This window comes from Kitasatospora sp. NPDC006697 (assembly GCF_042869935.1).
Lineage (GTDB): Bacteria > Actinomycetota > Actinomycetes > Streptomycetales > Streptomycetaceae > Kitasatospora.
Genome location: NZ_JBIAGU010000002.1, coordinates 409781 through 430077, shown reverse-complemented (window position 1 = coordinate 430077; position 20297 = coordinate 409781). Strand labels below are relative to the sequence as shown.

Sequence of the window (20297 nt, the reverse complement as noted above, 5' to 3'; positions counted from 1 at the left end):
CCGGCCGGTGCAGCCGGTCAGTGCACCGGCTCGCGCACCGCGGCGGGCGCGGTGCTGGCGATCACCTTGGCGGCCAGCTTGCGCGGCGAGGTGAGGAAGCCGAAGCCCCAGCTGAAGTGCATGGTGGCCAGCGCCACCGGCAGCTGCAGCCGGGCCCGGGCGGAGAGCCCGCGCCCGGCCGGCACCGAGCCGAGCGCGATGCCCGCGGCGTAGCCGACCGGCACCGCGAAGAAGGCCGGGTGCACCAGCGCGCCGAGCACCAGGCCGAGCAGCACCGCGCTCAGCGCGGCCGGCGGGGCCAGGTAGCGCAGGTTGACCGAGCCGCGGTGGTAGCGGGTGACCACCCGGCGCCAGCGGCCGTAGTCCTTGTACTGCTTGGCCAGCGCCCGCACGCTCGGGCGCGGCCGGTAGGTCACCTTGAGCTGCGGGGTGAACCAGATCAGGCCGCCCTCCTGGCGGATCCGGTAGTTCAGCTCCCAGTCCTGGGCCCGGACGAACTCCTCGTTGTAGCCGCCCAGGCGCTCCAGCACCTCGCGCCGGAACACCCCGAGGTAGACCGTCTCGGCCGGGCCGGCCAGGCCGCCGGTGTGGAAGGCCGCGTTGCCGACGCCGATCTTCGCCGTCATCGCGGCGGCGACCGCCTTCTCCCACTCGGTCTCGCCCTCGGCGTGCATGATGCCGCCGACGTTGGCCGCGTCCATCTCGCCGAGCAGCCGCACCGCGGTGGCGATGTAGCCCGGGGTGAGCAGGCCGTGGCCGTCCACCCGGACCACGATCGGGTACCGGGAGGCCCGGATCGCCGCGTTCAGCCCGGCGGGGGTGCGGCCGGTGGGGTTGGGCACGGTGCGCACCCGGGAGTCCTCCGCCACCAGTTCGGCGGCGATCAGGTCCGTCCGGTCGGTGGACGGGCCGAGCGCGATCACCACCTCGATCGGGCCGGCGTACTCCTGCTCCAGGATCCGCCGCACCGCCGTGCGCAGGTGTCGTTCCTCGTCGAGCACCGGCATGATCACGGAGACCGCCGGCAGCTCCTCAGCAGCCATGGTGTTCATCCCGGCCAACGGTACCGGACCCGGCTGAACCCCCGCTGAACACGGCGGGCCGGGCGCCCCTCCCCAGCGGGGGCGCCCGGCCCGTGCGGCCCTGACGGCGGATCAGCCGCTGGCGATGGCCGCCAGCACGTTCATCCGGCCGGCCCGGAAGGCCGGCAGCAGCGCGGCCAGCAGGCCGACCGCCCCGGAGCCGATCAGCACGTAGACGATGGTCATCGTCGGGACGGTCAGCACGTTCAGGCCGGAGCCCTTCAGCACCTGCTGCGAGGTGATGCCCCAGGCCAGGCCGAGGCCGATGCCCAGCAGGGCGCCGAAGAGCGCGATCACCACCGACTCCAGGCGGATCATCCGGCGCATCTGGCGGCGGGACATGCCGATCGCCCGCAGCAGGCCGATCTCCCGGGTCCGTTCGACCACCGAGAGCGCCAGCGTGTTGACCACGCCCAGGATCGCCACCACGATCGCCAGCATGAGCAGGCCGGTGATCAGCGTCAGCAGGCCGTCCACCTGCTGCTGGACGATCTTCTTGTAGCCGGCCTGGTCCTGCACCGAGACCTGCGGGTAGGCGCTCAGCGCGTCCTGCAGCGCGGTCAGGGTCTTCGCCTTGTCCGCGCCGGCCGCCGCCCGGCCGAAGGCCACCACGTCCAGCGGCTGCTGGCTCAGCGGCACCGCCTTGCCGACGGTGTCCAGGGTGGCGAAGAAGTGCCGGTCGAAGAGCGTGTTGCCGGTGCTGGTGACCAGGGTGATCGGCAGCTGCTCGGTGCGGCCGCTGCCGTAGTCCACGGTGATGGTGTCACCGGCGGCGACCTTGTGGTCCTTGGCGAAGTTCTGGTCCACCGAGATGCCGCCGGCGGCCAGGGCGTCGGTGCTGCCGGAGGCGACCGGGAACGCGAAGTCCTGGGTGTAGGTCGGCGAGACGGCCGTCACGAACTGCTTCTTCAGCACCGTGCCGTCCGGCAGGGTGAAGGTGGCGGCCACCTCGCGCTGCTCGGTGGCGTGGGCGATCCCGGCGGTGTTGCGCAGCGCGTCCACCATCTGCGCGGTCAGGCCACCGTGGTTGGTGGTGAGGATGTAGTCGGCACCGACCTGCTTGTCGATCTCCGCGTCGGTCGAGCTGACCAGCGAGCTGGAGACCACCGAGGCGCCGGTGACCAGCGACAGGCCGATCATCAGCGCGGCCGCGGTGGCGCCGGTGCGGCGCGGGTTGCGCATCGCGTTGCGCTGGGCCAGCGTGCCGGCCGGGCCGAACAGCCTGGGCAGCAGCGCGCCCAGCACCCGGACCACCACGGAGGCGACCAGCGGGCCGACCACCACCAGGCCGACCAGCGTGAGCAGCACGCCGAACCCGAGCTCGGAGCCGGCCTGGGCCAGCTTCTTGCTGGTCGCGGCGGCGGCCAGCATCCCGGCGCCGATCAGCGTGAGCACCAGGCCGATGCCGATCCGCCACTTGTTGGCGCGGCCCTCGGCCGGGGTGCCGTGGTCGCTCAGCGCGGCCATCGGCGAGACCTTGCCGGCCCGCCAGGCCGGGAACCAGGCGGCGGCCAGGGTGACCAGGATGCCGACCGTGTAGGAGGCGATCGGCACCGAGGAGGTGATCTCCAGCGAGCCGCTGAGCGTCATGCCGGCCGCCTTCATCAGCGCGATCAGCAGCTCGGCGATGCCCAGGCCGGCCACCATGCCGAGGGTCGAGCCGATGATGCCGAGCAGCAGCGCCTCCATCAGCACCGAGTTGTTCACCTGGGCCCGGCTGCCGCCGAGCGCCCGCAGCAGGCCGAGCTCACGGGTGCGCTGGGCGACCAGCATGGAGAAGGTGTTGACGATCAGGAAGATGCCGACCAGCAGCGAGATGCCGGCGAAGCCGAGCATCACGTCCTTCATGAAGCCGAGGAAGCTGCCGACGCCCTTGGCGCCGTCGGCCTTCTGCTCGGCGTTGGTCTTCAGCTGGAAGCCGCTGCCCAGGGTGCTCGCGGCCTCGGCCTTGAGCTGGTCGTTGGTCTTGCTGCCGTCGCCGTAGAGGTCCACCGAGGTGAGCTGGTCGGTGGAGCCGAGCAGGTCCTGCTGGGCCGTGGGCAGGTCCAGGAAGGCCAGCGCCGCACCGGGGTTGGTGCCGGTGAAGGTGGCGATGCCGGAGATGGTGAAGTCGAAGGTGCCCTGCTCGCCGATGATCCGGATCGGGTCGCCGAGGCCGAGCTTGGCCTTCTTGGCGGTCTCGTCGTCCAGCATCAGCTGGTGCGGGCCGCTCGGGGCGCTGCCCGAGGTGATCGTCATCGGGGTGCGCGGGCCCGGGGTCCAGCTGCCGACCAGGGTCGGGGCGCCGGTGGTCGGGCCGGCCGCCTTGTTGGTCTTCGGGTTGACCAGGGTGGCGGTCTGCGAGCTGACGTCGGGCCGGGCGGACTTGACGCCGGGCAGGCCGGAGACCTGCTGCAGCGTGCTCGCCGGGATGGTCAGGGTGCGGCCGCTGTTGCCGCCGCCGCCGGTGTCGTCGTCACCGGTCGGCGGGGCCGGCTTGACGGCCAGGTCGGAGGCGGTGGAGGCGAAGAGCTTGTCGAAGGTGCTGGTGGCGGTCGCGGAGAAGACCAGGGTGCCGGAGACGAAGGCGACCGACAGCACCACCGCGAGCAGCGAGAGCATCATCCGGCCCTTGTGGGCCATCAGGTTGCGCAGGGAGGTCTTGAGCAGCATGGTTACTGACCCCGCCTCAGCTGGTGCGCTTGCCGTCGAAACGGCGCATCCGGTCGAGCACGGCATCGGCGGTCGGGGAGTGCATCTCGTCCACGATCACGCCGTCGGCGAGGAAGAGCACCCGGTCCGCGTAGGAGGCGGCGACCGGGTCGTGGGTGACCATCACGATGGTCTGGCCCAGGTCGTCCACCGAGCGGCGCAGGAAGTCCAGCACCTCGGCGCCGGAGCGGGAGTCGAGGTTGCCGGTCGGCTCGTCGCCGAAGATGATCTCCGGGCGGGAGGCCAGGGCGCGGGCCACCGCGACGCGCTGCTGCTGGCCGCCGGAGAGCTGGGTCGGACGGTGCTTCAGCCGGTCGGCCAGGCCGACGGTGGCCACCACCTGGTCCAGCCAGGCCTGCTCGGGCTTGCGGCCGGCTATGTCCATCGGCAGCGTGATGTTCTCCAGCGCGTTCAGCGTCGGCAGCAGGTTGAACGCCTGGAAGATGAAGCCGATCTTGTCCCGGCGCAGCCGGGTCAGCTGCTTGTCGTTCAGGCCGGTGATCTCGGTGTCGCCGATCCAGATCCGGCCCTCGGTGACGGTGTCCAGGCCGGCCAGGCAGTGCATCAGAGTCGACTTGCCGGAGCCCGAGGGGCCCATGATCGCGGTGAACCGGCCGCGCTGGATGTCCACGTCGACCGCGTTGAGCGCCGTGACCCGGGTCTCCCCCGCCCCGTACGCCTTCGTGAGCTGCCGCGCTGCCGCGGCGTTGGCGGACGGGCCGCCCGGGTTGTCAGTCTGCACGGCTGCGGATGCCGTCGTCACGGTGCACTCCTTGGTCGGTGTTCCCCCGGTGCCCGGCCCCCGTGGACACACGGGGCCGAGCCGATGGCACCAACCTAGGGCTTGCTGGGGCCCTCCTCGTCATCCGCCGGGAGGAGGGGCCTCACCCGGGGGGCATACGGGTCGCGGCCGGGCCCCCCTAGGGGATGAGGCCGGGCCTCTCAGGGGTCGCGGCGCGGGCTGCTCAGGGACGGGCCACGAGGGCGGGTACGGGGTACCGCGAGAGCGCCTCGGCGAAGGCCGACACCACCGGCGCGAGCAGCACGTCCGTCTCCCGCTCGATCACCGTGGCGCCGTCCTCGCGGACCGAGATGTGCCGGTCCAGCACGAACCAGCCCTGGGTGATGTGCGCGGCGCCCATCGAGGCGAGCACCGGGCGCAGTGCGTAGTCCACGGCCAGCACGTGGGCCGTGCTCCCGCCGGTGGCCAGCGGGAGCACGGTCTTGCCGGTCAGCGCGTACTGCGGCAGCAGGTCCAGCAGGGTCTTCAGCAGGCCGGAGTAGGCGGCCTTGTAGACGGGCGTGCCGATCACCAGGGCGTCGGCCGCGGCCACCCGCTCCACCGCCCGGGCTATCTCGGGGTGCCGGGTGTCGGCGGCGAGCAGGGCCTCGGCGGGCAGCTCCCGGACGTCCAGCCGGTCCACCCGGTGGCCGAGGCCGGCGAGTTGGGCGCCGACGTGGTCGACCAGGCGGGTGGTGCGGGAGGTCGGGGACGGGGATCCGGAGACGGTCAGGACACGGGCCATGGGGGGTTCACCTCGGGGCAGGGCGGAGGATCGGCGCCGGGCGCCGTCGTGCACGGGCTGCGTGCGGCCCGGAAATCAGCCGCGGGGGAGGGAACGACAGAGCGAACCGGAGACGCGCTGCAGATCGACGTGCCGCCGACGCGTGAGACTCCGCTGCTGGTCCATGTCCTTCATGACAACACGTGGTCGAACAGGCGGTCAAGAATCGTCTCGACCGGTGACCATTCGGCCGGACCGTCGCACCAGCGCATCAACTCTGCTACAGAAGCCCTGGTGGGCGGTGTGCCACGGTGGATCCGGCGCCGGGTCGGGCATCCTCGACGCATGGACAACTGGCAGCAGGGCCGCCCCGCGGGCGGTCGTCGTGGACCTGGACCGGACGGCGCGGCCGGCGGCGGCGCCGAGCCGCCGCTGCCGCCCTCGCTCAACCCGCGCGGGGCGGGAGCAGCCGGGCCGCGCGGTGCGGGGGCACCCGGCGCGGGGGCGCCCGGGCCGCGGCGGCCGATACCCGGCGGGGCGCCGCGCCCTGCTTCGAACGGCGTGCCGGGCGGGCCCGGCGGTGACCCGCGCCCCGTGCCGCCGGGCGGCGGGCAGCCGCCGCGCCGGCGCCGCTCGCGCAAGCGGATCGCCGCCTACGTGGCGCTCGGCCTGGTCGGCGCGCTGCTGGCCACCGCCGTCGGCACCTACGCCTGGGCCGACTCCAAGCTCAACCAGCAGAACGTGCTGGCCGGCTACGACGGGCGGCCGGCCGCCGGCAAGGGCACCAACTGGCTGATCGTCGGCTCGGACAGCCGCGACGGCCTGACCGACGCCCAGAAGCAGCAGCTGACCACCGGCTCCGACGAGGGCAAGCGCAGCGACTCGATGATGATCCTGCACATCGGCTCCAGCGGGAACACCCTGATGAGCATCCCGCGCGACTCCTGGGTGCCGATCCCGGCGCACCTGGACACCGCGGGCACCGGCAAGACCGTTCCGGCCACCACCAGCAAGATCAACTCGGCCTTCAACAACGGTGGCGGACCGCTGCTGGTGGAGACCGTGGAGAAGAACACCGGCCTGCACATCGACCACTACGCGGAGGTCGGCTTCGCCGGCTTCGTCGGCATCGTGGACGCGGTGGGCGGCGTGCACATGTGCATCGACAAGGACATCCAGGACAAGGACTCCGGGCTGAACCTGAAGGCCGGCTGCCAGACCCTCAACGGCCAGCAGTCGCTCGCCTTCGTCCGGCAGCGGCACCAGATGGCCGACCAGGACCTGGGGCGGATGCGCAACCAGCAGAAGTTCCTCTCCGCCCTGGCCCACCAGGCGGCCAACCCGGGCACCCTGCTCGACCCGTTCGAGCTCTACCCGCTGATCGACGCGGGGCTCGGCACGCTGATCGTGGACAAGGGCACCGGGCTGACCGACCTGGCCGGCCTCTTCGAGGCGATGCGGTCGGTGAGCGGCGGCAACGGCAAGAGCATCACCATTCCGATCGCCAACTCCGACTACCACACGCCCGACGGGCAGTCGGCGGTCAAGTGGGACCCGGCGAAGTCCAAGCAGGTCTTCGACGCGCTGAAGAACGACAGCCCGGTGCCGACGTTCTGAGGCGCACGCGTCCGGGCGGGGCGCGGGCGGGCGCGCCGGGCGGGTGGATCGCACGCCCCCGATCCGCGCGTCTGCCCGCCCGCCCGTGCCCCGCTGGCCAGAATGACCCCATGTCTCTGGTGACCTCGCTGATCTACCGCCGCCGCCACCCGGTACTCGGCCGCCTGATGCGCGAACTCCTCGCGCTGTACGGCATGGAGGTCCCGCCCGCCGCCGAGATCGGGCCCGGGCTGCAGGTGTTCCACCGCGGGTTCGGCACCGTGCTGCACCCGTTCACCACGCTCGGCGCCGACGTCACGCTCTACAACGGCGTGACCATCGGCCGGGCCGACCCCTGGGTGCCGCAGCAGCGCAGCGCGATGGAGCGGGTGGTGCTGGAGGACGGCGTGGTGGTCTGCGCCGGGGCGAAGATCGTCTGCAAGCACGGGGTGCTCACGGTCGGCGCGGGCACCGTGGTCGGCGCCAACGCGGTGCTCACGCGGTCCACCGGGCGCAACGAGATCTGGGCCGGGGTGCCGGCCCGCCGGGTGGGCTTCCGCGGCGCCCCGGCGGACGGGACCGAGTCGACCGCCCTTGCCACGAACCCGAGTTCGCCCGCCGTCTGAACAGATCGTCCGAGCCGTAGATACTCGTGTTCATATAATGGCGGTCCGTCCCAGCGCCCATCCCGAGGACCCGCCATGACCGCCCGCAGCGTCGGTCCGACCGACGAGTACGGCTTCCCGCTCATCCCGGCCCCGGTGGACTCCTCCCAGCGCAAGCGCAGAACGATCATCGACGCGGCCCTGGCCGAGTTCCTGCGCGAGGGCTACTCGGCCGCCTCGATGGACGCGATCACCGCCCGGTCCGGCGTCTCCAAGGCCACCGTCTACAAGCACTTCGGCAACAAGGAGCGCCTCTTCCTGGCCGCGGTCGGCAGCTTCCTGCCGAACAGCTACGCCCAGCTCGAACCGAGCCTGAACGCCCTGGCCGAGGCCCCCGACCTGCGCACGGCACTGATCGAACTCGCGGTCGACTGGTGCCGCGTCCTGCTGCACCCCGAGATGCTCTCGCTGCGCCGCCTGGTGATCGGCGAGATCGACCGCTTCCCGCAGCTCGGCCGCCTCTGGTACCGCCTCACCTACGACCTCAACACCGGCCCGCTGGTCGACACCTTCGTCGAACTCGACCGCCGCGGCGCCGTCCGGGTCCCCGACCCGGCCCTCGCCGTCCAGCAACTGGTCGCCGCCACCGTCGGCGTCCCCCTGCTGATGCGCACCTTCGACACCGCCGTCGAGTTCGACGACGCCGAGCTCACCCGTCGGATGACCTCCGGCATCGACCTCTTCCTGGCGGGCTACGCACCCCGCTGACCGCCCGACCCGAACGCACCGGGGCCCGACCACCGTGGTCGGCGGCCGGGCCCGGATGCGGATCGACGGAGCGTCAGGCGGACGGCAGGTTGCGGGACATCACGATCCGCTGGACCTGGTTGGTGCCCTCGTAGATCTGGGTGATCTTCGCGTCGCGCATCATCCGCTCGACCGGGTAGTCGCGGGTGTAGCCGTAGCCGCCGAGGAGCTGGACGGCGTCGGTGGTGATCTCCATGGCCACGTCGGAGGCGAAGCACTTGGCGGCGGCGCCGAAGAAGGTGAGGTCGGCGTCGACGCGCTCGGACTTGGCGGCGGCGGCGTAGGTGAGCTGGCGGGCGGCCTCGAGCTTCATGGCCATGTCGGCGAGCATGAACTGGATGCCCTGGAAGTCGGCGATCGGCTTGCCGAACTGCTTGCGCTCCTTGACGTAGCCGGCGGCGTAGTCGAGGGCGCCCTGGGCGATGCCGAGGGCCTGGGCGGCGATGGTGATCCGGGTGTGGTCCAGGGTCTTCATCGCGGTGGCGAAGCCGGTGCCCTCCTCGCCGATCATGCGGTCGGCCGGGATCCGGACGTTGTCGAGGTAGACCTCGCGGGTCGGCGAGCCCTTGATGCCGAGCTTCTTCTCCGGGGCGCCGAAGGAGACGCCCTCGTCGCCCTTCTCCACCACGAAGGCGGAGATGCCCTTGGAGCGCTTCTCCGGGTCGGTCACGGCCATCACCGTGTAGAACTCGGAGACGCCGGCGTTGGTGATCCACCGCTTGACGCCGTTCAGCACCCAGAAGTCGCCGTCGCGGACCGCGCGGGTCTTCATGCCGGCCGCGTCCGAGCCGGCGTCCGGCTCGGAGAGGCAGTAGGAGAACATGCCCTCGCCGCGGGCCAGCGCGCCCAGGTACTTGGCCTTCAGCTCCTCGGAGCCGGAGAGCTGGACCGGGAGCGAGCCGAGCTTGTTGACGGCCGGGATCAGCGAGGAGGAGGCGCAGACCCGGGCGACCTCCTCGATCACCAGTACGGTGGCGAGGGCGTCGGCGCCGGCGCCGCCGTACTGCTCGGGGATGTGCACGGCGTGCAGGTCGTTGGCCTCCAGCGCGTCGCGGGCCTCCTGCGGGAACCGGCTGTGCTCATCGACGTCGGCCGCGAACGGGGCGATCTTGGCCTCGGCGAGGGCCCGAACGGTCTCGCGGAGCATGTCGTGCTCCTCGGAGAGCCGGAAGAGGTCGAATTCGGCACTGCTGGCCATGGTGTGCGCCCCTCTGCGGTGGATGTGTCGGATTTCGCCCGCCATGGGGGCTTTCCGAGGTTAGTTACCGTTAAGTAAGTCAACATTCTAGGCCTAGCAGGCCAAGAGCGAGGACGTGACGTGGGTGACACACCATTGGCCGGATACCATCGGTGCCTGCACCTCGCCCACTGCCGGTCCTACCCCGGCGACCCGTGAAGGGGAAACCCCTGTGGCCCTGCGCATCTCGGTGATCGGCACCGGCTACCTCGGTGCTACCCACGCGGCCTGCCTGGCCGAGCTCGGGTTCGAGGTACTGGGGCTGGACGTGGACCAGGACAAGCTGGCCGCGCTCTCCGCCGGCCGGGTGCCGATGTACGAGCCCGGGCTGGAGCAGCTGCTGGTCAAGCACGTCGCCGGGCACCCCGGCTCGACCGGACGGCTGAGCTTCACCGACTCCTTCGAGCAGGTCGCGGCCTTCGCCGACGTGCACTTCGTCTGTGTGAACACCCCGCAGCGGCGCGGCGAGTTCGCCGCCGACATGTCGCACGTGGACGCCGCGATGGACGCGCTGGCCCCGCACCTGGTGCGCCCGGCCCTGGTGGTCGGCAAGTCCACCGTGCCGGTGGGCAGCGCCAACCGGCTGGCCGAGCGGCTGGCCGGGCTGGCCCCGGCCGGCGCGGCGGTGGAGCTGGCCTGGAACCCGGAGTTCCTGCGCGAGGGCTTCGCGGTGGGCGACACCCTGCACCCGGACCGGATCGTGATCGGGGTCCGCGAGGGCGGCCGGGCCGAGGAGCTGCTGCGCGAGGTGTACGCCACCCCGCTGGCCGAGGGCGTGCCGATGGTGGTCACCGACTACCCGACCGCCGAGCTGGTCAAGGCGGCCGCCAACTCCTTCCTGGCCACCAAGATCTCCTTCATCAACGCGATGTCCGAGGTCTGCGAGGCCTCGGGCGCGGACGTCACGCTGCTGAGCAAGGCGCTCTCCTACGACGAGCGGATCGGCGGGCGGTTCCTCAACGCCGGGCTGGGCTTCGGCGGCGGCTGCCTGCCCAAGGACATCCGGGCCTTCATGGCCCGGGCCGGGGAGCTGGGCGCCGACCAGGCGCTGACCTTCCTGCGCGAGGTGGACTCGATCAACATGCGCCGCCGCTCCCGGATGGTGGAGCTGGCCCGCGAGCAGTGCGGCGGCGGCTTCCTGGACCGCCGGGTGGCGGTGCTGGGCGCGGCCTTCAAGCCGGACTCGGACGACATCCGGGACTCCCCCGCGCTGAACGTGGCCGCGCAGATCCAGCTGCAGGGCGCCCAGGTCACCGTCTACGATCCGCGGGCGATGGACAACGCCCGCAAGATGTTCCCCTCGCTCTCCTACGCCGCCTCGGCCACCGAGGCCGCGGTCGGCGCGCACGTGGTGCTGCACCTGACGGAGTGGCAGGAGTTCCGCGAGCTGGACCCGGTCGCGCTGGGCGCGGTAGTGGCCGAGCGGCGGGTGCTGGACGGGCGCAACGTGCTGGACGGGGCCCGCTGGCGGGCGGCCGGCTGGAGCTACCGGGCGATGGGCCGCCCGTTCGCGGAGTAGTCGGGCAGGAGCCTCAGACGAGCAGGCCGCGCTTGTAGCCCTCGGCCACGGCCGCCGCGCGGTCCCGCACGCCGAGCTTGGCGTACAGGTGCAGCAGGTGGGTCTTCACCGTCGCCTCGCTGATGAAGAGCCGGCGGGCCGACTCCTTGTTGGTGCTGCCGGCCGCGACCAGCCGCAGCACCTCCAGCTCCCGCTCGGTCAGCCCCTCCACCGGGGCGGCCGGCACCGGCTCGCGCATCCGGCCGAGCAGCTTCTGCGCCACCGAGGGGGCCAGCACCGACTGCCCGTCCCCCGCGGCCCGGACCGCGCGGACCAGCTCCTCGCGCGGCGCGTCCTTCAGCAGGTAGCCGGTGGCGCCGGCCTCCACGGCGGGCAGCACGTCGGCGTCGCTGTCGTAGGTGGTGAGCACCAACACCCGCACGGCGGGCGCCAGCTCGCGCAGCCGGCGGATCGCCTCGACGCCGCCGGTGCCCGGCATCCGCAGGTCCATCAGCACCACGTCGGGGGTCAGCGCGAGGGCCCGCTCCACCGCCTCCGCGCCGTCGCCCGCCTCGCCGGCAACCTCGAAGTCGGGGTCGCCCTCGAAGACTCCGCGCAGGCCGTCCCGGACGATCGGGTGGTCATCGACGATCAGCAGACGAATGGTCACGGTGCATTCTCCACCGGCCCGGTCGGCACCGGGACACCAGCCCCGGGCACCCGCAGCGCCGGCACGCTGATGCTCAGGGCCGTGCCCTCCCCCGGCCCGCTCTCCACCGCCAGGCTCCCGCCGACCTGCCTCAGCCGGTGCCGCATCGCGGTGAGCCCGTAGCTCTCGCCGCCCGGCGAACCGGCGGCGGCCGGGTCGAAGCCCACCCCGTCGTCCAGCACGTCCAGCAGCACCACCTCGTGGGTGTAGCTGAGGGTCAGCCCGACCCGGCCGGCCCGGGCGTGCTTGGCGATGTTGGCCAGCCCCTCCTGGGCGGCGCGGAAGAGCACCACCTCCAGCTCCGGCAGCAGCGGGAACGCGGCGCCGGTAACGGTCACCTGGGCCGTCACCCCGGCGGTGCTGCTCCAGCGCTCGGCCAGGTCCTGCACGGCCTCCGGCAGGTGGGCCTCGGCCAGCGGACCGGGCCGCAGCGCCTGCACCGAGCGGCGGGCCTCGGCCAGGCTCTCCCGGGCCAGCCGGCGGGCGTTGGCCAGGTGGTGCAGCCGCCGCTCGGCGTCCCGGTCGAAGCGCTCGGCGGCCTCGAGCTGGGTGACGATGCCGGTCAGCCCCTGGGCGATGGTGTCGTGGATCTCGCCGGCCATCCGCTGCCGCTCGTCCAGCACACCGGCCTCCCGGGCCTGGGCGACCAGCTGGGCGTGCAGCCCGGCGTTCTCCGCCATGGTCTCCCGCAGCCGGCGGTTGGCCTCGGCCAGCTCGTCGATGTGGACGGCCCGCTGGCGGCTGCGCCGGTCCTCCTCGATGGACTGGTAGGTGATCGCGCCCGCCGTCACCATGTTGACCAGCACCAGGCCGCCGTAGAGCAGCCACATGCCGCCGTGCAGGTTGCCGACCCCGCCGACCTGGGTGGTGGACATCATCGCCGCGGTCAGCACGATCGCCACCGGCCAGAGCTGCCGGGGCAGCACCGCCACCTGGAGGTAGCCGGTGAAGGCGAAGAAGCCGAAGAACGGGCTGACCACCACCAGCAGCGCGATCAGCACCAGCAGCCCGGTGTAGAAGGCCACCGCCTTGGCCCGCTGCCGCTCGGACTCCCCGGCCTCCACCGCCATCAGCCACTGCCAGAGCGCGGCCAGTGCGGAGAGCCCCAGCACGGCGGTCCGGAAGCCGGGGCCGCTGCCCGGGCCGAGGGCCAGCGAGAGGATCGCCGAGAGGACCAGGCCAAGGTAGGGCACGTAGGACTGGATCCGGGCCAGCCTGGTCTCTCGCGTGTCCGGCCGCTGGGCGCCGGCGGTCTCCTGGTGCATGGTGATCATGATGGTGGCTCCCTCGGCCCCGGCGGAAGGTCCGGCCTCATTCCCAGCGGAAGGTCCGGGCGGCCAGCGCGCCGGCGCCCACGGTGTACCCGGCCAGCACCAGCAGGTGCTGCCAGAGCGGGCCCTGGCCCGACCAGGCGGCGGTCACCGCGCCGAACGGGATGAACTGGCAGACCTGCTGCATCAGGTGGGGCATCTGCGCGACCGGGAAGTAGAGGCCGGTGGCGAAGAAGTTGAGGATCATCAGCGGCACCCCCATCGCGCTGGCCGCCCCCTGGGTGCGGGCCCGGGCCGCGATCAGCAGGCCGAGCGCCAGCACCGCCGCCCCGCCGAGCAGGAAGGAGGAGAGCACCGCTCCGGGGCTGGCCGGGGTGGAGACGTGGAAGGCGATCGCGCCGATCGCCACGATCGCCGCCGACCCGGCCAGCGCCAGCCCGGCGATCACGGTGACCAGCCCGGCCAGCATGCCCGAGGCCGGCACCGGGCTGACCGAGAGCCGGCGCAGCACGTCCTTCTCCCGCCAGCCGGCCATGGTGGCCGGCAGCGCGGTGCAGGCGAGGAAGAGCGGCACCATCGCGGCCAGGGTCGGCACGTAGACGTCGATCACCCGCTTGCCGCCCAGGGTGGCGGCGGGGGTCTGGAAGGCCGGGATGTTGCCGAAGACCACCACCAGCAGGACAGGCAGGCCGAGCCAGACCAGCGAGGCGGGCTCGCGCAGCAGCAGCCTGGCCTGGGTGGCGGTGAGGGTGCGGAAGCCCCGGCGGGGCATGGCGGGGAGGAGGAAGCTGGTCATGGCGGCGAGCCCTTCGTGGCGCGGAGGTCGGTGAGGTCAGGGAGGAAGTACCGAAATGAGGGGGAGTCAGTCGGACTGGGGCTCGTGGCTGGTCAGGCTGATGAAGGCGTCGTCCAGGCTGGCCTGCTCCACCCGCAGGTCGGCCGCGATGATCTGACGGCGGGCCAGCAGCGCGGTGACCGCCTGCACCAGGTTCCCGGTGCCGCTGAGCTCGACCACCGGGCCGTGCCAGGAGAGCGCGGTCACCTCGGGCAGCGCCCGCAGCAGCTCCTCGTCCAGCGGGGCGGAGGGTCGGAACCGCATCCGCTGCTGCCCGGCCCGGGCGGCCAGGCCGGCCGGGGTGTCCACGGCGACCACCCGGCCGCCGTCGATCAGCGCCACCCGGTCGCAGAGCCGCTCGGCCTCCGCCATGAAGTGGGTGACCAGCAGCACCGTGACCCCGGTGTCGCGCAGCTGCTCGACCAGCTCCCAGGTGGTGCGGCGGGCGTGCGGATCGAGGCCGGTGGTCAGCTCGTCCAGCACCACCACCTCGGGGTTGCCGATCACCGCCAGGGCGATCGCCAGGCGCTGCTTCTGGCCGCCGGAGAGCTTCTTGTAGCGGGCGCCGGCCTTCTCGGCCAGGCCCAGTCGGGCCATCAGCTCCTCCGGATCGGCCGGGTGCCGGTAGAAGGAGGCGAAGAGCCGCAGCGCCTCACGGACCGTCAGCTTGTCCGGCAGCCCGCTCTCCTGCAGCTGGACGCCGAGCACCTGGCGCAGCTCGTCCCGCTGCCGGACCGGGTCGAGGCCGAGCACCGAGATCCGCCCGCCGTCCGCCGCGCGGAGCCCGGCCAGGCACTCCACCGTGGTGGTCTTGCCGGCGCCGTTCGGCCCGAGGATGCCGAACACCTCGCCGCGCTCGACCTGGAAGGAGACGTCGTGCACGGCGGTGAACCGCCCGTACCGCTTCTCCAGGTGCTCGACCTCGATGACCGCCATGGCCTGCTCCCCCTTCGGTGGTTGGCGCTGCTGTCGCCGTGCCTCCACCCTCCCGCGCGGGACCCCTGCCGCGGATCGACCACCCGGCTCCTCCCGGCGGGCCGATCGGATGAGTTCCGGCATCAACCGAAACGGGTCCCGGCATCAACCGATCGGTTGATGCCGGGGCCGGAATGCCCGCCGCCGCGGGCCCGTTGGAACCGTCATGACTGATTTCAGCGACCAGGCGACCGCCCACCGGATCCTCACCAGCTCGGGTGACACCTGGGCCGTCGTGGGCCTGTCCACCAACGAGCGGCGCGCCGCCTTCGGCGTGGCCAAGGTGCTGCAGCGGTTCGGCAAGCGGATCGTCCCGGTGCACCCCAAGGCGGAGGCGGTGCTGGGCGAGCAGGGCTACGCCAGCCTGGCCGACATCCCCTTCCCGGTCGACGTGGTGGACGTCTTCGTCAACAGCTCGCTGGCCGGCGAGGTGGCCGACCAGGCCGTGGCGGCGGGCGCCAAGGCGGTCTGGTTCCAGCTCGGCGTGGTCGACGAGGCCGCCTTCGAGCGCACCACGGCGGCCGGGCTGTCGATGGTGATGGACCGCTGCCCGGCCATCGAGATCCCCCAGCTGGCCGACTAGGCGGCGCCCTCCACGTCCTCCAGGCCCTGCACGCCCTCCTCGCCGTCCACGCCGTCCAGCCCCTCCAGGGTGGCCAGCGAGGGCGCCCGGGTGGCCCGCAGCTGGCGGGCCACCTCCTCGGCCGCCCGCAGCACCCGCAGCGGGTTCTGCCAGGTGAGCTTGGCCAGCTCCGCCTCCGTCCAGCCGCGGCCCAGCAGTTCGGCGAGCAGGTTCGGGTAGCCGGAGACGTCGTCCAGCCCGGCCGGGGTGAAGGCGGTCCCGTCGAAGTCGCCGCCCACCCCGAGGTGGTCGATGCCGGCCACCTCCCGCATGTGGTCCAGGTGGTCGGCCACCGTGGCCGCGGTGGCGACCGGCCGCGCCACCCGCTCCTGGTAGGCGTGCAGCACCTTCATCGCCGCCGGGGTGTGCGCCAGCGGGTGGAAGCCGTGCGCCGCCAGCTCCTCGGTCGCCCCCGCCACCCAGGCGGCCACCCGGGCGTCGACGAACTGCGGCACGAAGGTGGCCATCGCCACCCCGCCGTTGGCCGGCAGCAGCGCCAGCACGTCGTCCGGGATGTTGCGCGGGTGGTCGTTGAGCGCGCGCGCGGAGGAGTGCGAGAAGACCACCGGCGCCTCGCTCACCCGCAGCGCGTGCCGCATGGTGTCCGGCGAGGTGTGCGAGAGGTCCACCAGCATGCCCAGCCGGTTCATCTCCCGCACCACCTCCTCGCCGAACCGGGTCAGCCCGCCGGCTGACGGCTCGTCGGTGGCGGAGTCGGCCCACGGCACGTTGTCGTTGTGGGTGAGCGTCAGGTAGCGCACACCCAGCCGGTGCAGCGCCCGCAGGGTGGCCAGCGAGGAGTTGATGCTGTGTCCGCCCTCGGCGCCCATCAGCGAGGCGATCCGCCCCTCGGCCCGGGCCGCCTCGGCCTGGTCGGCGGTGAGCGCCAGCGCCAGCCGCTCCGGGTAGCGGTCCACCAGCGCCCGGACGAAGTCGATCTGCTCCAGGGTGGCGCTCACCGCCGCGTCCCCGGCCAGCCGGGCGGGGACGTAGACCGACCAGAACTGCGCACCGACCCCGCCGGCGGCCAGCCGGTCGAGGTCGGTGTGCAGGTGGTGCCGCTGGTCGTCCGCCAGGTCGACGGCGTCCAGGTCGTAGCCGGCCAGCTCGCGCATCGCCCAGGGCAGGTCGTTGTGCCCGTCCACCACCGGTGCGGTGGCGAGCAGGGCCCGGGCCCGGGCGAGGTGGTCCGTGGAGGGAGGAGTCATCCCCCCATGGAACTACTTGCTGAAGCCGAAGGAGGAGGAACCCGCCACCTTGGCGCGCAGCTTCTTGCCCTTCTCGGTGGCCTGGGCGTTGAGGTCGTGCTGGAAGTCGACCATCTTCTCGGTCAGCTCCGGGTCGAAGGCGGCGACCATCCGCACGGCCAGCAGGCCCGCGTTGCGCGCGCCGGCCACCGAGACGGTGGCCACCGGCACGCCGGCCGGCATCTGCACGATGGAGAGCAGGCTGTCCATGCCGTCCAGGTAGCGCAGCGGCACCGGCACGCCGATCACCGGCAGCGGGGTGACCGAGGCCAGCATGCCCGGCAGGTGCGCGGCGCCGCCGGCCCCGGCGATGACCGCCTTCAGGCCGCGGGTGTGCGCCTGCTCGCCGTAGGCGATCATCTCGCGCGGCATCCGGTGCGCGGAGAGCACGTTCACCTCGTAGGGCACCTCGAACTCGTCGAGCGCCTGGGCCGCCGCCTCCATCACCGACCAGTCGGAGTCGGAGCCCATGGCGATGCCGACGAGGGGGGTGTCGCTGTTGCCAATCACTCGGTGATCGTGCCTCTCAGGTACGCGGCCGCGTGGCGCGCCCGCTCGCGCACGTCCTCGAGGTCGTCCCCGAAGACGGTGACGTGGCCCACCTTGCGGCCGGGCTTCACGTCCTTGCCGTACATGTGGATCCGCAGACCCGGGTCGCGGGCCATGCAGTGCAGGAAGGCGTGGTACATGTCGGGGTAGTCGCCGCCGAGCACGTTGACCATCACGGTCCACCTGGCGCGCGGGCGCGGGTCGCCGAGCGGCAGGTCCAGCACCGCGCGCAGGTGGTTCTCGAACTGCGAGGTGACGGCGCCGTCGATCGACCAGTGGCCGGAGTTGTGCGGGCGCATCGCCAGCTCGTTCACCAGGATCCGGCCGTCCCGGGTCTGGAACAGCTCCACCGCCAGGTGGCCGGTGATGTCCAGCTCGCCGGCGATCCGCAGGGCCAGCGCCTGGGCCTCGGCGGCCAGCGCCGGGTCGAGCTCGGGGGCGGGGGCGGTCACCTCGGCGCAGACGCCGTTCTCCTGGACGCTCTCCACCACCGGGTAGGCGACGGCCTGGCCGCTGGGCGAGCGGACCACGTTGGCGGCCAGCTCCCGGACGAAGTCGACCTTCTCCTCGGCCAGCACCGGCACGCCGGCCAGGAACGGGGCCTCGGCCTCCCGCTCGTCGTCGACGACCCAGACGCCCTTGCCGTCGTAGCCGCCGCGGACCGTCTTGAGCACCACCGGGTAGCCGGCGCCCTCGGCCGCGAAGGCGGTCACGTCGGCCGGGTCGGCGACCAGCCGGTGCCGGGGGCAGGGCACGCCGATCGAGTCGAGCTTGGCCCGCATCACGCCCTTGTCCTGGGCGTTCACCAGGGCGTCCGGCCCGGGGCGGACCACCACGCCCTCGGCCTGCAGCGCCCGCAGGTGCTCGGTGGGCACGTGCTCGTGGTCGAAGGTGACCACGTCGCAGCCGGCCGCGAACCGGCGCAGCGTCTCCAGGTCGCGGTAGTCGCCGAGTACCGTGTCGGCCACCACCTGGGCGGCCGAGTCCTGCGGGGTGTCGGCCAGGATCCTGAACCGCACCCCGAGCGGGATGCCGGACTGGTGTGCCATGCGGGAGAGCTGTCCGCCGCCCACCATGCCCACTACTGGAAATTTCGCGCTGCCCGGGAGAGTCACGCTGCCAGGATATCCGGGCCGGTCAAGGCGGGTGCACCGGCGAGCCGGGAGCCGCGGCGGCCTGCCGCCCGGCCCTCGCCGGACGGCGGCGCCGCGCCGAGCCGGTAGCCTGGATGGCCCAGTGACCGGAATCAGGAGAACTCCCCGGATGGCCAAGAGCGCTGCGCACCGACGCCCCTCCCTCGCCCAGCGGCTGCGCGGCGTCTCCGGCGAGGTGGTCCAGTTCGCCGTGGTCGGCCTGGTCGGCATCGCGGTGAACTTCGGCGTCTCCAACGCCGTGCTGCACGCCACCCACTGGGCGCCGGTGCGCTGCTCGGTGATCGGCACCCTGGTCGCGATCGTGGCCAACTACCTCGGCTACCGCTACTGGGTCTACCGGGACAGCGACGCGGCCTCGCGGCGCCGGGAGATCACGCTCTTCCTGGTCTTCAGCGGCATCGGCCTGCTGATCGAGAACGGCACCGTCTGGTTCACCACCTACACCCTGGGCCTGACCAGCACCCTCGCCTACAACGGCGCCAAGGTCGCGGGCACCGGGGTGGCCACGCTGTTCCGCTTCTTCTCCTACCGCACCTGGGTCTTCAAGGCGATGCCGGAGCTGCCGGAGCCGGCCGCCATGGTGGAGCAGGCGGAGCGGTTCCTGGTCGGCGAGCCGCAGCCGCAGGTGGAGTACACCGGGCGTTAGTCCGCCTCCGGCGCCCCGCTCAGCGGTAGGAAGAGCGCGAAGACCGGCGGCCTGAGCGAGAGCAGCTCCAGCCGCCCGCCGTCCGCCTCGGCCAGGTCGCGGGCCACCGCCAGGCCGATGCCGGTGGAGTTGCGCCCGCTGACGGCCCGTTCGAAGACCCGGTTGCCCAGCTCGGCCGGCACCCCCGGGCCCTCGTCCTGCACCTCGACCACCACCGAGCTGCCCGAGCGCCGCACCCGCAGGGTCACCGTGCCGCCGCCGTGCATCAGCGAGTTCTCGATCAGCGTGGCCAGCACCTGGGAGACGGTGCCGGGGGTGCCGGTCGCGGTGACCTGGCCCATCCCGGCGGTGACCAGCCGGCGGCCGGTGCCGCGCAGCGAGGCCGACCACTCGGCGGCCTGCTGCCGGATCACCTGGTCCAGGTCGAAGCCGCGGGCGGCGGCCGGGCCGTGGGTGTCGCGCTGGTTGGTGAGCAGCCGCTGCACCACATCGGTCAGCCGCTCCACCTGCTGTAGCGCGATGGTGGCCTCCTCCCGCACCGTCTCCGGCTGGTCGCAGAGCGCGGTGATCTCCTCCAGCCGCATGGAGAGCGCGGTCAGCGGGGTGCGCAGCTGGTGCGAGGCGTCGGCGGCGAGCCGGCGCTCGGCGGTGAGCATCCGGCCGATCCGCTCCGCGCTGGCGTCCAGCACCTCGGCCACCCGGTCCAGCTCGGGCACCCCGTAGCGGCGGTCGCGCGGGCGCGGGTCGCCGGAGCCGAGCCGTTCGGCGGTCTCCGCCAGGTCGATCAGCGGGCGGGTCAGCCGGCGGGCCTGCCAGAGCGCCAGCGCCACCGCGGCCAGCACCGCCAGCAGCGCGACCAGGGCGAGCAGCAGCAGCATGTTGGCGATCTCGTGGTCCACGTCCTTGCCGGACTGCTGCACGGTGACGGTCTCGCCGTGCGGGCCGGTCTCGGTGGCGGTCAGCAGGCTGTCCCCGGCCGGCTTCCCGCCGATCGTCACCAGGGCCTGCCCGGGGATGGCGATCTCGGCGTAGTCGCCCTCCACCACCCCGCTGCCGATCCGCTCCCCGGTCACCGGCTCGTCGGCTGCCAGCCTGGTCTCCACCAGCCCGAGCAGCCGCACCGCCGCCGCGTCCACCCGGTTCTGGGCGTTGTTGACGATGCTCTGCTTCTCCACCAGCGCGAGCGGCACGCAGAACACCGTCACCACCACCAGCACCACCCCGAGCAGCGAGTTGATCATGCGGCGCTTCACGCGGGCGGGTCCTGC

Annotated in this window: 20 protein-coding genes; 6 read left to right on the top strand and 14 right to left on the bottom strand. The window is 72.8% G+C overall.

Going from position 1 to position 20297, the window contains the following annotated elements; all coding sequences use genetic code 11:
* Positions 1-17: 17 nt before the first annotated feature.
* The 5 genes from ACFYNO_RS05035 to ACFYNO_RS05015 all read right to left on the bottom strand — a co-directional run bounded on the left by ACFYNO_RS05035 (position 18) and on the right by ACFYNO_RS05015 (position 5464).
* A complete protein-coding gene (locus ACFYNO_RS05035) occupies positions 18-1043 on the bottom strand; it encodes a glycosyltransferase family 2 protein (RefSeq protein ID WP_388005359.1) in 1026 nt (341 codons plus the stop codon).
* 111 nt (positions 1044-1154) lie between these two features.
* Positions 1155-3734, bottom strand: coding sequence for an ABC transporter permease (locus tag ACFYNO_RS05030; protein WP_388005356.1), 2580 nt, complete (start codon positions 3732-3734; stop codon positions 1155-1157).
* A gap of 16 nt (positions 3735-3750) precedes the next feature.
* Positions 3751-4536 carry an ABC transporter ATP-binding protein gene (locus ACFYNO_RS05025; protein ID WP_388005353.1) on the bottom strand — a complete coding sequence of 262 codons (786 nt, stop codon included), beginning with the start codon at positions 4534-4536 and terminating at the stop codon, positions 3751-3753.
* A gap of 202 nt (positions 4537-4738) precedes the next feature.
* Entirely contained in the window at positions 4739-5299 is a 561-nt protein-coding gene (gene ssuE, locus ACFYNO_RS05020; protein WP_388005350.1) for an NADPH-dependent FMN reductase, read from the bottom strand.
* A gap of 75 nt (positions 5300-5374) precedes the next feature.
* Positions 5375-5464, bottom strand: coding sequence for a putative leader peptide (locus ACFYNO_RS05015; RefSeq protein ID WP_388005347.1), 90 nt, complete (start codon positions 5462-5464; stop codon positions 5375-5377).
* Positions 5465-5623: 159 nt separating this feature from the next.
* On the opposite strand from ACFYNO_RS05015, the gene ACFYNO_RS05010 reads away from it, so the two are divergent.
* The 3 genes from ACFYNO_RS05010 (at position 5624) to ACFYNO_RS05000 (ending at position 8247) form a co-directional block, all read left to right on the top strand.
* Entirely contained in the window at positions 5624-6895 is a 1272-nt protein-coding gene (locus ACFYNO_RS05010) for an LCP family protein (RefSeq protein ID WP_388005344.1), read from the top strand.
* A 110-nt stretch (positions 6896-7005) separates the two neighbouring features.
* The gene (locus ACFYNO_RS05005; protein WP_388005341.1) at positions 7006-7500 is read left to right on the top strand and encodes a serine O-acetyltransferase; all 495 of its coding nucleotides are present in this window, start codon (positions 7006-7008) and stop codon (positions 7498-7500) included.
* Positions 7501-7575: 75 nt separating this feature from the next.
* Positions 7576-8247 carry a TetR/AcrR family transcriptional regulator gene (locus ACFYNO_RS05000; protein ID WP_388005338.1) on the top strand — a complete coding sequence of 224 codons (672 nt, stop codon included), beginning with the start codon at positions 7576-7578 and terminating at the stop codon, positions 8245-8247.
* A gap of 73 nt (positions 8248-8320) precedes the next feature.
* On the opposite strand, the gene ACFYNO_RS04995 is transcribed toward ACFYNO_RS05000, so the two are convergent.
* Positions 8321-9484, bottom strand: coding sequence for an acyl-CoA dehydrogenase family protein (locus ACFYNO_RS04995; protein WP_388005335.1), 1164 nt, complete (start codon positions 9482-9484; stop codon positions 8321-8323).
* 211 nt (positions 9485-9695) lie between these two features.
* On the opposite strand from ACFYNO_RS04995, the gene ACFYNO_RS04990 reads away from it, so the two are divergent.
* On the top strand, positions 9696-11042 hold the full coding sequence (locus ACFYNO_RS04990) for a UDP-glucose dehydrogenase family protein (RefSeq protein WP_388005332.1): 1347 nt from the start codon (positions 9696-9698) through the stop codon (positions 11040-11042).
* A gap of 13 nt (positions 11043-11055) precedes the next feature.
* Here the strand turns inward: ACFYNO_RS04990 and ACFYNO_RS04985 are convergent, their stop codons facing one another.
* The 4 genes from ACFYNO_RS04985 to ACFYNO_RS04970 all read right to left on the bottom strand — a co-directional run bounded on the left by ACFYNO_RS04985 (position 11056) and on the right by ACFYNO_RS04970 (position 14772).
* Positions 11056-11691 carry a response regulator gene (locus ACFYNO_RS04985; protein ID WP_388005329.1) on the bottom strand — a complete coding sequence of 212 codons (636 nt, stop codon included), beginning with the start codon at positions 11689-11691 and terminating at the stop codon, positions 11056-11058.
* Positions 11688-13004 carry a sensor histidine kinase gene (locus tag ACFYNO_RS04980; protein ID WP_388005326.1) on the bottom strand — a complete coding sequence of 439 codons (1317 nt, stop codon included), beginning with the start codon at positions 13002-13004 and terminating at the stop codon, positions 11688-11690. The genes ACFYNO_RS04985 and ACFYNO_RS04980 overlap by 4 nt, the downstream gene beginning before the upstream one ends.
* Positions 13005-13041: 37 nt before the next feature.
* On the bottom strand, positions 13042-13797 hold the full coding sequence (locus ACFYNO_RS04975; RefSeq protein WP_388005323.1) for an ABC transporter permease: 756 nt from the start codon (positions 13795-13797) through the stop codon (positions 13042-13044).
* A gap of 66 nt (positions 13798-13863) precedes the next feature.
* Positions 13864-14772: an ABC transporter ATP-binding protein gene (locus ACFYNO_RS04970; protein WP_388005320.1), complete on the bottom strand. Its 909-nt coding sequence runs from the start codon at positions 14770-14772 to the stop codon at positions 13864-13866.
* Positions 14773-14977: 205 nt separating this feature from the next.
* Between ACFYNO_RS04970 and ACFYNO_RS04965 the strand changes: the two genes are divergently transcribed.
* Positions 14978-15394 carry a CoA-binding protein gene (locus tag ACFYNO_RS04965; protein WP_388005317.1) on the top strand — a complete coding sequence of 139 codons (417 nt, stop codon included), beginning with the start codon at positions 14978-14980 and terminating at the stop codon, positions 15392-15394.
* On the opposite strand, the gene ACFYNO_RS04960 is transcribed toward ACFYNO_RS04965, so the two are convergent.
* Genes ACFYNO_RS04960 through ACFYNO_RS04950 form a run of 3 tightly spaced genes read right to left on the bottom strand, consistent with a single transcriptional unit; the run spans position 15391 to position 18344 of the window.
* Positions 15391-16641, bottom strand: a complete 1251-nt coding sequence (locus ACFYNO_RS04960; protein ID WP_388005314.1) for a dipeptidase — start codon at positions 16639-16641, stop codon at positions 15391-15393. The genes ACFYNO_RS04965 and ACFYNO_RS04960 overlap by 4 nt on opposite strands.
* A 12-nt stretch (positions 16642-16653) precedes the next feature.
* Positions 16654-17151: a 5-(carboxyamino)imidazole ribonucleotide mutase gene (purE, locus tag ACFYNO_RS04955; RefSeq protein ID WP_388005515.1), complete on the bottom strand. Its 498-nt coding sequence runs from the start codon at positions 17149-17151 to the stop codon at positions 16654-16656.
* Positions 17152-17186: 35 nt separating this feature from the next.
* Complete coding sequence (locus tag ACFYNO_RS04950) at positions 17187-18344, bottom strand: 5-(carboxyamino)imidazole ribonucleotide synthase (RefSeq protein WP_388005311.1); 1158 nt, start codon at positions 18342-18344, stop codon at positions 17187-17189.
* Positions 18345-18492: 148 nt separating this feature from the next.
* On the opposite strand from ACFYNO_RS04950, the gene ACFYNO_RS04945 reads away from it, so the two are divergent.
* Entirely contained in the window at positions 18493-19029 is a 537-nt protein-coding gene (locus tag ACFYNO_RS04945) for a GtrA family protein (protein WP_388005308.1), read from the top strand.
* Here ACFYNO_RS04945 and ACFYNO_RS04940 read toward each other — a convergent pair.
* On the bottom strand, positions 19026-20282 hold the full coding sequence (locus tag ACFYNO_RS04940; protein ID WP_388005305.1) for an ATP-binding protein: 1257 nt from the start codon (positions 20280-20282) through the stop codon (positions 19026-19028). The genes ACFYNO_RS04945 and ACFYNO_RS04940 overlap by 4 nt on opposite strands.
* Between the last annotated feature and the right edge of the window lie 15 nt (positions 20283-20297).